The organism is Bradyrhizobium sp. USDA 3256, assembly GCF_054058275.1.
Genome location: NZ_JBSSAE010000002.1, coordinates 990,827 through 1,004,347, shown reverse-complemented (window position 1 = coordinate 1,004,347; position 13,521 = coordinate 990,827). Strand labels below are relative to the sequence as shown.

Below are 13,521 nucleotides of genomic sequence, written 5' to 3'. Positions count from 1 at the left end.
GTCTGTCAGAGGCCGGCTCTCCATCTCAACCGGTTCGAAGGCCATTCCAGCAAAGGCTCCTATAAGTCATCAGCAGAGCTTTCGATGTTCCGGCGATTCGCGCCGCTGCGTTTTGAACAGAAATACACCAGCGATCGGCGCTCGCCAGCGTGCACGGGCTTCACCTCATGCCGAAGCTTGCATGTGGTGACAAGCACGGCCCCGAGCGGCGGACGAAATATCTGCTGTTCGTACGCGCTCGGATAGACCACAAACTCGCCCCCCTCAAAGTCCCTCGCGAGCTGCACAATCACGGAGTAGTCGAAGTCGGGGTCGCTCTCAGCATCCAAATGAATGCCAACAAACGAACCGGGAGGCAGTCGATGCATTTGGCATCGGCGAATCACGTAATCTGACGATGCTCCCAAGATCTTTTTCAGCGCAAAGCTGCGGTCTTTCCTCTCGAGCAGTTCGATGATCTGTCCTGTAGCTCTTCCATGCGCATTGCTAGGAGGGCGGCCGGGCGGATCCACCCTCACCCGCTTTACAAAGACATTGTGCGAATCGCCAGCATCGCCCAACCGCACCTCCTCTTCGGGAATTTGCATCTGGAGCTGATCGATTCTCGCCAAATCATCTTGGGTGAACAACGTCTGGGGAGCGATCACGACCGTACCCTTCACCAACAGCTCTATACGATATTTGGTGAGAGCTTCCTCTGAAAGCAGACGAGATCTATCATTCATTGCGCGGGCCATACGGCTTCACTCCAAGGTTTGATCTAATGATTGGCTTCCCAATCCTCGTGCGTCGAGCGGAACGCTTCCTCCCAATGCTCACCATCGAAATCTTCTATTCTCATGTTTTCGATCGTTCTCTTATCCAAACATCGAATGTTCACGCTGAAGCCGGATGGATTCGATCGCGGCCTATAAAATGGCTTTACGCCGCAGATCCGGCAAAACGTGTGACGAGCGATATTCTTGTTGAATTGATAGGTGGTGAGAAATTCTTCGCCGCACTCAATCGTGAGCTTATTGCCGGGCACAAGCAGGTGCAGTACCCCGGACATTTGGCAGATCGAGCAGTTGCATCGAACCGCAGATAGATCTCGCGGCGCTCGGACGTAGAACTTGACGGAACCACAATGACAACGGCCATGGTGTTCGATCTCCGCAAGGCCGTCTCCCTCAACTGAGACAATTCGCAGCAGATCGCGGCACCACTGTAAGCTGAGCCGGTAGGCTCGATCGAATTCATCCAAAAAACGACTATTACCGTCAGCAGGCACAAGTTCGCGAATGAGCCGGGTCGTCATTTCTCCGTGATACTTCTCGGCAGGATCGTCGCCGCCGACGTGACTGCGGAAGTACTCAAGATCGTCAGACCGTACATCAAAGATTTTGACCAGAGTGGTCCACAGCGACTGGATCATTTCAGCAGCATGCAGCTCAAAAGCCACCATGTAGGCGCAGCGCACTAACGGGTCTTTCGATGACAATCCGGTGTAGATGGAATGCAGGTATCGCTTCGTTGTAGTGCTGTAGCTGGGCTGTATCGGTCTGCCGAGTAGTCGCGATGCGTCCTTTCTAAGCAGATTTGAGTGGAAGTTTTCAGTGGCGAGGATATCGGGCAGCGCAGCTTTGCCGCCTCGGAGAACTCGGCCATAACCACCCGTCTCATCCCAACAGATGAAATTTGCGACCACGCTGGTTAGTTCAATATCCCTCGGAAGGTCTCGATTGCGACGCATCGCATCAAATATGAGATCCTTTTGCGAACCTGCCTGCAGGTAAGGGAACGCCTGTGACATCGCCAAGTATTCAGGCAGCATGCCCGCAACCTGGCCCTCAGACATCTCCGCAGCGAACGGATGCGGGCCACACAGAGTTCGCGCTTGCTCAGTCAAGTACTCGCAGAATATCTGCGAAGACTGATCCAGTTGAACTTGAGACGCTTGAGAAGACCTCATTTGAACCCTAGCCGTGAAGAGAGAACGATTCTTGACGAGCAACTCCGTGTAAGGGCCAACTATTGGCAGCAGCGAGATCGGAGAGTTCGTCGGTTCGACAAGTTGTTGGTCGCGTTCGCCATGTAGGCGAACTTTCCCTTGACCATCTTCGCAGCAACAAAGAGGGGATCATGGGATCAGTCCGCGTTCATGTGTCGTGGATGGGAAACTGCGCGTTGATTGAAGCCAGGACCTCCCGTATTCGGATCCCGATCCACGAGCGATCCGATGCCAGAGCCGGGGCGGCCACTCGCGCTTGCAGAAGCGCGGTAAGGGATCGCGCAGCCCTGGGGAGGCTCACGTCACATGCGGGAGTGACATATCTGGTCGCCCCGACATTTCGAGCTTGCGCGACGTGTCCTGGATAGGCCACGCACTCGTGGTTCGCCTCGCTGACAGTTCAACGAACTCGCTGCGGGCTTAGTACCGCACTGCTGGTGTGAACCGCATCCGGCTGGCCAGCGCGAGTGTCTCAATGCAAAGAGTCCTCTACTGGTTTTTGTGCGTCCTACGTGCACTCGTCCACCATCCTGTGTTCCTGCGCGCTTAACAGCAATCTGCATGCCAAGCCTGCCGCCAATCCATAAAGTTCTGAATGCGCTGAAAAAACGCTCGTGACCGGCTCATCATTGCAGGTGTTTTGAACCTGACAGGATTTGCGCGGCGGTCAAAAACCGGACAGCGCCGGCGAGTCCGCGGCCCGCAGGGCCTCATAGACGGCCAACGAGTGGCGGAAAACGAACCCCATCGGCCAAATTTCATCTCAAGAGCGGGCTTGCGGCGATTGACGTAGAGGAACGCTCTTGGTTGTCAAACAAATCCCCAGATTCTGTGCACCAATGGCGCTGTCGCCGAAAATAAGCCGAAAAGATGAGGCGCCTTCCGGTTGTCGGCAATGTCTGTCTCTAAGAGAAAGTCACGGCCTGATTGCCTTGGGCTGGCCGCGAGGTTTTTCCGCAACCGGCCATTTCAGACGGGAAGGAAACTCGCGGTGTCACAAACGTTCATTCAGCACGCGACGGTCGACGGTCAAATCGCGCATCAACGCGATCCTGCGTGCGACCAGCGGGAATTTCCTTGAGCAGTTCGACCTTTTCTTATTTGGCTTTTACGCCAGCGCGATTGGGAACGCCTTCTTCCCGTCAGAGAACGAAACCGCCTCATTGCTCAACACCTTTGGCGCGTTCTGGCTGGGCGCCTTAATGCGTCCGGTGGGCGCAATCGTGCTGGGCGCCTATATCGACAAGATCGGCCGTCGCCAAGGCCTGATCATCACGCTATCGATCATGGCGATTGGCACCGTGATTATCGCCTTCTGTCCCGATTATGCGACAATCGGTATTGCCGCCCCGATCATCGTTCTAGCCGGACGGTTGTTGCAGGGTTTTTCCGCCGGTGTCGAGGTCGGCGGCGTTTCGGTCTATCTGGCGGAGATCGCAACCCCAGGCAATCGTGGTTTCTATACCTCGTTTCAGTCGTCCAGCCAGCAGGTCGCTATCTTTGTCGCGGCAATCCTGGGTTACCTCCTGAACGCATCGATGCCAGTCGAAACTGTCGCCTCCTGGGGTTGGCGCATTCCTTTCTTTCTCGGCTGCCTTATCATCCCGTTAATATTCTTCCTTCGTCGAACGCTCGAGGAAACCCCCGAATTTCTGGCGATGAAGAAGCATCCCACGGCCCGCGAAATCTTTGCCTCGGCGCTAATCAACTGGCGCACCATCGTTCTCGGGATGATGATGGCGATCCTGACCACAACGACCTTCTATTTCGTTACGGTCTACACGCCCACGTTTGGCAAGACCGTCTTGAAGCTGTCCACCCAGGACGCGCTCTTGGTGACGCTCTTGGTCGCCGCGACCAACTTCATCTGGAATCCAATTGGCGGCGCCGTTTCCGACCGTATCGGCCGCAAACCGGTTCTGCTCGGCATTGCGACCCTAGCGTTGATGACCGCCTATCTGGCTTTAAGTTGGCTGGTGAGCGCACCCACTTTCGGTAAGATGCTGGCCGTGGCGATGATGTTCTCGTTCTATTTCGGCATCTATAGCGGAACTATGCTCGGGGCTCTCGTTGAGATTGTGCCTGCACATGTGCGCACAACATGCTTCTCCCTGGCCTTCGCGCTCGCGGCAGCTCTATTTGGCACCTTTACGCCACTCGCTTCGACTTGGCTCATTGAACGGACTAATGACAAGGCTTCACCCGGGTTTTGGCTGATGATTGCAGCCGCGCTTGGCATCATAGCGGCACTCGCCATCTATCGAGGGACCGCCAAGCCATCGAGGGCCGAGAAGCCTTCGCGCTCTGAGCCGTCCGACACCGCCTTAGGCGCGCAAGCTGCATCGCGCTAGGATACTGACCGTAACCCGACATGGTCCCCATCGTTCATTACAACCAAACGTCGCGACTGGCCTCGGCGGCTTGCGAACGACGAGCATACGCCTGCGCAGTGTTGCGAGCTGGACACGGATACGCAGCCTCTTGTCGACGCGCTTGGTGGGCTTGGCCGGTTCCGCGCGTTGATCGAGGCCGTAACACAGTTTGCGGAACAAGATGATTGGCGGGCAAATGAGAAGCCGACAGAATGCGTAGATCGCGGGCCCGGCTACATGTTGCGCACGCACTTGACCGGCGCTCTCGAAGGCCTCGAGACACTCCGCGACCACAATGTCAAGGTCAACGCCCTATCAAAACAGAGATCGAGAAGCCAAATGGGACGATCGCGGCGCGTGCAAGTTTCAAATGTGGAAGCGCCGGCGTCCCATAGAGCCAACGTCAATTAGCCCTATGCAGCTGCATGTTCGACATTGTCGGAAACCAGACACGTGATGCGATTGCGCGTCTGAAGACTTACGAGTAAGCGGTATGAATTACCACGTCAGGCGATGATCAGCGTGCGCAGCTGATCGGCATTGAAGATCGACGTCAGGCCTCGACTGGCCGCTCGGTCTCGCGACCGCCCTGTGGCGCTCTGGACGGCTCTATGCCGCAGCTATGGAGGAGCATGGGCGGCGACAGGCCCTGATTGACGTTGCCGGCGTCCAGCTCCGCGCCCACACCGACAGCTTGACCTGCGTCGCGGCATAGAACCCCTGGCACCAGGTGCTCGGATCGAAATCACCATCAACTTCTCGCCTCTACACCGGCCTGAACCGATCGGGCGCAGTCGAGGGGGCGTTGCTGATATCATTGCGGCGCAGCGGGACAGCCGATAGCGCGGCGAACTGCGGGGTGCTGCCATGGTTGAAAGCTTCGGCATCGATCGCGAGTAGCCGCAAATCTAGTCGATCGACGCCGGTCCGGGTACGGTCACAGCAGCACAGCCGTCGAGCATGGGAATGCTCATGGCGGCAGATCTCGATTGTCGTGAGCCTGGCGCCATCGCTTGAGGTCCGCAAGCAGCATCGCCGCTGACGTCATCGAGATGCTACCTTATGATGACGCGCGCTCACGAGACAACCTGGTGCGATGGTGCGCCATTCTGCTCGGACTCAATGCGCTCGCTCAGTACATTGGTCAGATAGACCTGCCGGTCAAATTCATGAAGTTTTGCCGTGAGCAAAGCCTGAACCGCGAGCTCTCGGCCGCCTTGGCCGTCCCCGAACAATACAATGCATTTTCCCATGCTAACCGAGCGCATGGAATGCTCGGCGTTCATCGCCGGCAAGGTGGGCACTTGACCGGGCTGCAGGGCGGCCTTGTGTCGGATCCAGATCGGCTCCGCCACAGGCGATAATTGATATCGCAGGGGATTTCCATGCGCTGAAGGCGGATGCGCAGCGGTCGATGGCGCCGCAGGATCAAGCACGACAGTCCTGTCAGCGTTCCGCGATCACCGAGGCCTTCTGACGAAGAGAGCTAGTCTCGGCCGTCACAGAGGCCGAGCCCAAAGAAGCGCGAGCTGGCCGGTTCGCAATGAGAATCGGATTCCAGCCGTTGGGGCTTCAGTTCCAAAAACCCCAGACGTGAGGGTGGCACGAATGTAAGCGCTTTCCTTCAGAAATCCCCGCTGGCAGTTTCAACGGTCACTCCACGCAAGAACTCGACCCTTCCGCTACTTCCGTGCTGGCCCAGATTCTGCATCGCGTCCATATGCGAGAAGATGAGCGGCAAGACGAGGGCCACGTTTACGCTTTTGATCCATCAAGCGACGATGCAGCTACCGGTGCAGAGCCGGCGACGGCGATTAGCAACTTCACGGAGACGAAAGAGTGGAAATCGTAGGTGCCTCGGCCACGCCGCTCGGGAGTCGTTCTGGGAGGCGGCTCTACGCATCACGGCTAATGTGCCCCAACACATCGATGCCGAGTGATGTTCGTGCGGACCCGGTGGCAGCCAGTCGCGTTTGACACTGCTTTCGGCGAATTGAGAGCGGCTCGGGTCGCTTTTCGCCACGACACCATTGGGTGCCTGCGCGAACAGATCCTTACAGTCAACACCATCGCCGCTCGCGGCGACGCAGACAATTGCGTGGCAATTCTGAGACGAGGTGCTCACACGTGCTCGATAAGCTGGACCTTCGAAGTTTCAAACTACATCCGCAGCGGGATGCTGTGCTCAATGAAGTACACGCGCGCCCCTTTATGCAGCTTGTTCCGCCATTTAAGGTGGTCCACTTCGCATTTCTTGCGAAGGGCGATGCGGCTGCAAGCATTCGCCGCGGCTTCGTCGCATTTTGTCGAGAGCGCGACCTTCCACATCCGCAGCTCTCGGCGAAACATCACCAAATCAACATCGGACCCGTTGTGCTTCGCTGGGAGCAGCATGCCGAATTCGCAACCTTCACCTGGATAGCACAGAGTCCGTTCGCTCGTCAGACGGAGGACGCCCAAGGCGCCGTTCACTCCTTGATGCGCGCCTTGCGGCAGGAAGGACAATTACTGGTCGCAATCAAGCTGGATGTAGAGCAGAACGCCTCCCCATTGAAACGCGCCGAACAACTTTTCGACAAGAGCAGCCTCGCCATGGTCCGCATAAAAGGCGGAGCAAGTGTTATGGCCTCTGATTTTCGCGTGGACGAAGACGGTTTCACCAAAATTCTTGTCTGCGACCTCGGGTTGACGCCCCATAATCTTGGAGCACTTGTGCAACGGCTCCTTGAAGTCGAGACCTATCGTCCGTTGGCGCTGCTTGGTCTATCGGTCGCTCTCGAGCTCGGTCCATTCGTCGATCGTATCGATAGACGTCTTGGTGAGGTGCTCGACGAAATGCAAGGCGCGGAGGGATTGAAGCTCAACAACCATCTGCTTGCGGAACTGACCGCATTGGCTGCCTCTTTCGAGCGTGGCGCGACCGGAAGCTTGTTTCGCTTCGACGCCAGCAGAGCTTATTACGAGTTGGTCCAATCCCGACTCTCCATCATCGAGGGCAGTGAGATCGCGGATTATCCGACCTGGTCGTTGTTCCTGGCGCGCCGGATGGCGCCCGCGATGCGGACTTGCGAGACGACCAAGGATCGTGAGGTAACCCTTTCGGTTAAGCTGGCGCGTGCCGCGGATCTTTTGCGAACCCGTGTCGACGTTGAAATCGAACGGCAGAATCGTGACCTATTGCACGCGATCAATGAACGCACTGGACAGCAGCTTCGGCTGCAGTGCACGGTAGAGGGATTGTCGGTCGCGGCGATAGGATATTATGTGGTCAGCCTGTTCGGCTACCTTGCCAAGGGAGCTCACGATGTCGGACTTCGTGTAGAACCCTCTTATCTAACCGCAGCGTGCGTGCCGATCGCAGTCGGGGTTATCTGGCTGGTCAGTTACAATACACGGAAGCGACACCTCAGGCATCGCGACGAGCCATCCGTAACGGGCGAGTAAGCGCCCATTGAAGTGATTGGACGACAGGGCTTCACGACGTTCATCCTCAAGCGTCGCCGCCAGGCGTGTGCTCGTGCCAATAACGCGCAAGTCCGGCTTACGAGTTGCCGATATGGAAACAGAGGATGTCGCACAAACGATCAGCCGGAGGCTCGCGACACGACCGATAGCGCGACAGATCTCCTTGATCGGCACCGTCAAGTTAAGGAATTAGGGCGATCGGGGAGCGGACGACCGGCATGCCGAGCGCCTGGGACACTCTTAGTTCGGGATACTTGTGGTGCGGAGATTTGACCTTTTCTCCGCAATTTAAGCGGAGAATAATATTGCTTATCCGACGATGTAGCCAGCGGTCACAGGACGATGAGTGCTCGCCAAAAAGACGATGCGAGATCGTCGCCGCGGATGCCTCGATCGACGAATCTTATTGACTTGAAGTCGATAGCGATACGCAGGGCGTGGCGGGTAACCACCGTTGTTGAAATGGTTTTCAAAGATCGACGCTGCCCATGTTTTCGTTGGCGATCTTACATTGGTGGCAAAACGACCTAATGATGGCAGCTCCCTAACCACGACATGCCTATCGAACACGGGTGGGCGCTCGGTTCGGGATCGTAAGGACTCTTCAGGTCAAGCCTCGCGGGCTAGTGCCGCAAGATCGGTTTCGAGATTCGGTTGATGCTTAAAGATGGCTTCAATCAAGGCTTGCGCTGGTTGTTCGGCGGCCTCAACAAGCGCCGCTTTTTCGGCCCGCGCAGAGGGAGCAAACACTCGCTTGACGACGGTCGGCGAGCCCTTAAGACCGCATTTGGAGACGTCCTCGACGCCGGCATCGTGTGCGTTCCATTTCACGATTGGTGCACGCGCGGCACGCAGGGCATCCGCCATCGCGCCCCGCCGTATCTGGTTGGTCGCCTCTAGCATGGTGATGAGACAGGGCAGCCTCGTGTGCAAAACCTGAACACCACCTTCGGAGCGTCGCTCCGCTTCAATCGTACGTGCGGCCAGGTCGAGGGATCTGACCTTGGCGACGTAAGTCAGCTGCAGCACGCCCAGCCGCTTTGCGATGCCGGGACCAACCTGCGCGGTATCCCCGTCGATGGTCTGCTTGCCGGTAAAGATAAGGTCTGGCGGGCCATATTCCTTACCGATTTTTCGGATGGCTGTTGCCAGTGCGTAGGTCGTGGCCAGGGTGTCGGAGCCCGCAAAACAGCGATCGGTGAGCAGTACGGCGCGATCGGCGCCATAGGTCAGTGTTTTCCGCAAGGAGTCTTCTGCCGATTGCGGCCCCATTGTCAATACGGTTATTTCGCCGCCGAACTGATGGCGCAGCTCCAGCGCAGCCTCGAGCGCGAAGAGGTCATATGGGTTGATAATCGTCGGCACGCCCTGACGCATGATCGTATTGGTCACCGGGTGCACGCGGATCTGCGCAGAATCGGGAACCTGTTTGATGCAGACGACATTGTGCACGGAGTTGCTCCAAAAGTTGCGACAGCTGCGAAGAGAACAGCAAGTGTTGTACCATCGCACCCAATTCTCTGAATTATCTCGTTACTACAATGCCTTAGATGGAGCCGATGCACTCATCTCGTTCGACGTTCCGGACGAACGAATACCGACACGCGTCGGAGCTGCGACAGCGCTATTCCGCTGGGCATGCCAGCCGAGTGGCGACAGGATCACTTGCGACAGACGTTAAGATCAGCGCGCCGACCAGCGACATCGCGGTATCAAACGAAGCTGTTGTACCGTGGGGCGAGCGAAAGTTAGATGATGATCAACGCGAACGCGAACGCGAACAAGAAGGTGGTAATGAAGCCGCCCGATTCCTTCTCGAGCTGCCGGGAGGCGTCTGCGTAGTTGACCGACTAACCGGCCGGAAGCGGCTGGGCGAGGTTCTTCAAAGTCGCGCGCATCGGAAATGGTTGATCGCCTACGGCACGGTGTTGTTCTCCGGATGGGCGACCGTCGCCATCGGCCGCATCATGTTGTTGCTGGTGCGGATCTCGTGGGTCAGGAGCTGCGCGGTCGTGAGGCGGTCCTTCTGACGGACCGGCGGGATTGCTTCTAGGAGTGGCCGTCCAGGCTGAAATACTCGACGTTGCCGCCGAGCATGGTCGCCAGCGAACCGCCGACATCGCTCATGTTCAGCCCGAGATCGCCGGTCTTGCCGCGGTCGAACATGACCGTTCTCCTCGACTTGTCGATCTTGAATTCGTTGTCGAGAAAGATGAACTGTCCGCGTCTTGAGCGCGTCCGCCATGAATCTCCGGCGACCTCATCGAGCTCGTTCAACGAACCCGTCGTGCCGATGACGAACTGGATCGGCAGCCCGTTGCTACCCGGCAATGGCGGCGGTGGAACGCCACCGAGCGCGCGCCCGCAATACCGTCGGGCACGCCCTGCAGTTCAGGCTGAACGGTGCCAGCGGTCACACTGCGCGTTTCCCACGGCTTGACCACGATGTCCCGAAACCCATCGTCCTCTTGTAAGTGCGTGCGTTCAGAACCGCTTGATCTCGATTCCGTACTTCCTCAGCGCGTAGCCAATCTGACGCGGCGTTAGTCCGAGCAAGCGCGCTGCTTTTGCCTGCACCCAGCCAGATTTTTCCATGGCCGCGATGACCCGCTCGCGATCGGCCATCTTCGCGCCACTTACGAGGACTGTGCCGGGAGGCACCAGCGGGGCCAGCTCGCTACCAGCAGGCGGGACCGGCGCGGTCGCTTCAGACAGCGAAGTGATCGGCTTGGCGGGCGCTGGCACGGTCGGTGCCGGTTGGACGGTCGCTTCCTCGGACGTACTTTTCCACAGCATCGCGGAAAGGCACTGACCATGGCAACATGCGAAGTCACTTCTCACGATCGAGGGCCCGGCCGACAGGGTCGCTGTGCGCTCGATGCAGTTTTCGAGCTCGCGCACATTGCCCGGAAAGCCGCAGTTCATCAGCACATCGATCGCACTCGCCTCCAAGGTCAACGTACGGCCGTTCACGCTGTTGAAATTCCTCAGGAACTCGCCGGCAAGCAGCGGGATATCGCTGCGTCTTTCGCGCAGCGGTGGCAGCAGCAAGGGAACAACGCTGATGCGATAGTAAAGATCTGCGCGAAACTCGCTTCTTGCCACAGCCTCTTCAAGGTTCTTGTTGGTCGCGGCTATGACTCGAACATCGACCTTTATGGTCTGATTGCTGCCGACCCGTTCGAACTCCTGCTCCTGCAGGACTCGCAGCAACTTCGCCTGGAACGGGGCCGAGATCTCGCCGATCTCGTCAAGAAACAGCGTGCCTTTGTCAGCAAGCTCGAAACGCCCCTTGCGCGAGCTGAAGGCGCCGGTAAAGGCACCTTTCTCATGACCGAACAATTCGGACTCCAGCACTGTCTCGGGCAGTGCCGCACAATTCAGCTTAATGAAGGGCCGCTTGGCGCGGGAGGATGATTCGTGAATGGCCTTGGCTACAAGTTCCTTTCCGGTACCGGATTCGCCGCGCAGCAGAACCGTGCTGTTCGATTTGGCTACGACTGCGATCTTCTCGAGCAGCCCGCGCAGCGCCGGGCTGTCGCCAATGATCCCATGGACGGGCAGCTTCTTACGTTCCCGTGTAGGCTGCCTAAGCTCGAATAACTGCTTTTGCAGACGGTCCTTCTCCGCCATCAGTCGCTCGCGGTCGCAGGCGAACAAGCGATGCAGCCTCACTGTCTGTCCTACCAGGTTGGCGATCATGGCGAGCAGCCGCGCGTCGTAATCGAGCCGGAGACTCGACCTCTCGTCGCGGACACGGTCGATGGTCAGCGTACCCACGACGTTCGGATCAATGCGGATCGGAACTCCGATGAAGGACACTGGCATATTATCTGAGGCGCCGAGCACTTCCAGATCAGCTGCGCTGAATGCCGGCTCCGCTGCCACGTTCTCGGCGACAAGAGGCCTATCGGTCGCGACGATCTGGTCGACCGCCTTCCGCGGCAGGCGCATCCGGTAGTGCTCGTCGCTCCCTTCGCTCCAACCCGCGCCCACGGTAATGTCCGGCATCCCGTCATCGTCGAACAGTGAGACGATACCGTGTCGCATCTGCACAAACGATTGCAGAAGACTCACGACGTTCGCCAGCGTGACCTCGAGGCGGCAAGGAGCAGTAAGTATTTTCGATATTTCGAAGATACCGGTCAGCGCGCTTTCGCGCAGCGGCTCGCCCGAGAGCTCGCGTTCCGTCTCTGGGTCAGAGGCAGGTCTTTCGCGTGCGGAAGCGATATGCAGCATAAGGCGGTCTCCGTTATTTTGATCATCCTCCCTGGCACCTTGTTCGGGTTTGCGAGCTTCGTTTTGCATGTCATGCTCGATTCAGCGCCACGAGTTGACGAGATGACATAGAAGCGTAACACCTTTTCATGGCACGAAGGTAACCTTACAGTCCTTGATTTCACGTTTTCGGAATAGGTGCGCGACGTCAGCCTAGAACACAAGCTCGAGCGCTGAAACTCAAGTCAGCCGTGTTGCCAGGCTTGCTCGATTCACAGATGTTGCCCACCATTGATCGGCACCTCGGCCCCCGTCACGTAGCTTGCGGCATCCGAACATAGGAAGTAGATGACCTCAGCCACTTCATCGGGGGTTCCCACTCTACGCAGCGGGATAGTTGGCACAAGACGCGCCTCTGTATCGGGCGACACCATGTCCGTTCTGATCTCGCCGGGCGCGATCGCGTTCACGCGAATGCCATGCGGCGCATAATCGTGGGCCATTTCGCGTGTAAGACTCGCAAGCGCAGCTTTCGACGTCGCATAGGCGCTGCCGGCAAACGGGTGCACCCGCGAACCCGCGATCGACGTCACGTTGACAATCGATCCTGACGCGGCCCTTAGCTCGTCAAATAAACCCTTCGCCAGCAGAATCGGGGCCACCAGATTCAGATGGAACACCCTCATCCAGATTTCCGTTGACGTCGTCAACGACGTCAGCCGGTCACCATCGGGTGTTTTCGGCGAGATGCCGGCATTGTTCACTAGCGCGTGCAGAGGTGCACCAGCCAGGCGTTTCTTGACCTCGGTGATCAGGCGCGGCAGCATTCGATGATTGCTGAGGTCGACCTGGACATGATCCTCGCGGCCGGACTCCCACGGGCACCGCTCGCCGTCGAACGGTTGGCGCGCGCAGGAAATGATGCGCCAGCCCGCTTCCGAAAACAGCTTGGCAGTGGCATGACCAATTCCGCGCGATGCCCCAGTCAGCAGCATCGCCTTCTGTTCTCCCCGATGGACACGAGCTTTATCGGGGTGAAAGGGACAACCCAAGTGTGTCTGGGGCGGCGGACCTCCGACCAGATCGTCATTCGGCTGATCGAGACCCACGCCCGCCTCCTCTCCTGTAGCGCCGCTGGTGAACGCGTAGCAGGAATCGGGCCACCGCGATGCACGCAAAGGCGCTCCGGTTTTGCGTCCTAATGTCGCGCACGCCAAACGCTTGGCGGATTCGAGACATGTTGCGTGTGCTTTGCGACAGCGACGATGTATCACCTACACAATCCCGGCAGCCAACTTGGTAACATCGGACACCAAGCCGCACCCTCATAATCGCGCAACCGAAGGGGCGAGCGGATGAACAGCGTCCATCGCCGAGACCCGATTGGTCAGGCTGACGAAGCCGCCCAGCTAGCCGCGTCGATGCGATCGAAACCTCATGTACCCGCTCCGCCCGTTAGGTTTTTGCCGCAACTGA

Annotated in this window: 10 protein-coding genes; 3 read left to right on the top strand and 7 right to left on the bottom strand. The window is 58.0% G+C overall.

Translation table 11 applies throughout. The features are described 5' to 3' along the window. Window positions 1-59 precede the first annotated feature (59 nt). Complete coding sequence (locus ACVWY5_RS06335) at window positions 60-662, bottom strand: 2OG-Fe(II) oxygenase (RefSeq protein ID WP_456671657.1); 603 nt, start codon at window positions 660-662, stop codon at window positions 60-62. A 98-nt stretch (window positions 663-760) separates the two neighbouring features. Further along, window positions 761-1,837 (bottom strand): GFA family protein, encoded by a 1,077-nt coding sequence (locus ACVWY5_RS06330; RefSeq protein ID WP_321177115.1) that lies wholly within the window; start codon window positions 1,835-1,837, stop codon window positions 761-763. A gap of 992 nt (window positions 1,838-2,829) precedes the next feature. Between ACVWY5_RS06330 and tcuC the strand changes: the two genes are divergently transcribed. Next, window positions 2,830-4,341, top strand: a complete 1,512-nt coding sequence (gene tcuC, locus ACVWY5_RS06325) for an MFS transporter (RefSeq protein ID WP_321177116.1) — start codon at window positions 2,830-2,832, stop codon at window positions 4,339-4,341. A gap of 1,097 nt (window positions 4,342-5,438) precedes the next feature. Here tcuC and ACVWY5_RS06320 read toward each other — a convergent pair. Then, complete coding sequence (locus ACVWY5_RS06320) at window positions 5,439-5,798, bottom strand: hypothetical protein (RefSeq protein WP_321177117.1); 360 nt, start codon at window positions 5,796-5,798, stop codon at window positions 5,439-5,441. A gap of 691 nt (window positions 5,799-6,489) precedes the next feature. On the opposite strand from ACVWY5_RS06320, the gene ACVWY5_RS06315 reads away from it, so the two are divergent. After that, window positions 6,490-7,806, top strand: a complete 1,317-nt coding sequence (locus ACVWY5_RS06315; protein WP_028337429.1) for a DUF3422 family protein — start codon at window positions 6,490-6,492, stop codon at window positions 7,804-7,806. 630 nt (window positions 7,807-8,436) lie between these two features. Here ACVWY5_RS06315 and ACVWY5_RS06310 read toward each other — a convergent pair. After that, entirely contained in the window at window positions 8,437-9,279 is an 843-nt protein-coding gene (locus tag ACVWY5_RS06310) for an electron transfer flavoprotein subunit beta/FixA family protein (protein ID WP_028337428.1), read from the bottom strand. A gap of 107 nt (window positions 9,280-9,386) precedes the next feature. Here ACVWY5_RS06310 and ACVWY5_RS06305 point away from each other — a divergent pair, with 107 nt between their 5' ends. Further along, on the top strand, window positions 9,387-9,857 hold the full coding sequence (locus ACVWY5_RS06305) for a hypothetical protein (protein ID WP_456671656.1): 471 nt from the start codon (window positions 9,387-9,389) through the stop codon (window positions 9,855-9,857). A 19-nt stretch (window positions 9,858-9,876) separates the two neighbouring features. On the opposite strand, the gene ACVWY5_RS06300 is transcribed toward ACVWY5_RS06305, so the two are convergent. The 3 genes from ACVWY5_RS06300 to ACVWY5_RS06290 form a co-directional block, all read right to left on the bottom strand. After that, complete coding sequence (locus tag ACVWY5_RS06300) at window positions 9,877-10,104, bottom strand: hypothetical protein (protein ID WP_456671655.1); 228 nt, start codon at window positions 10,102-10,104, stop codon at window positions 9,877-9,879. A 207-nt stretch (window positions 10,105-10,311) separates the two neighbouring features. Then, complete coding sequence (gene nifA / locus ACVWY5_RS06295) at window positions 10,312-12,135, bottom strand: nif-specific transcriptional activator NifA (RefSeq protein WP_038377939.1); 1,824 nt, start codon at window positions 12,133-12,135, stop codon at window positions 10,312-10,314. Between the two features lie 182 nt (window positions 12,136-12,317). Next, window positions 12,318-13,154 (bottom strand): SDR family NAD(P)-dependent oxidoreductase, encoded by an 837-nt coding sequence (locus tag ACVWY5_RS06290; RefSeq protein ID WP_028337425.1) that lies wholly within the window; start codon window positions 13,152-13,154, stop codon window positions 12,318-12,320. Between the last annotated feature and the right edge of the window lie 367 nt (window positions 13,155-13,521).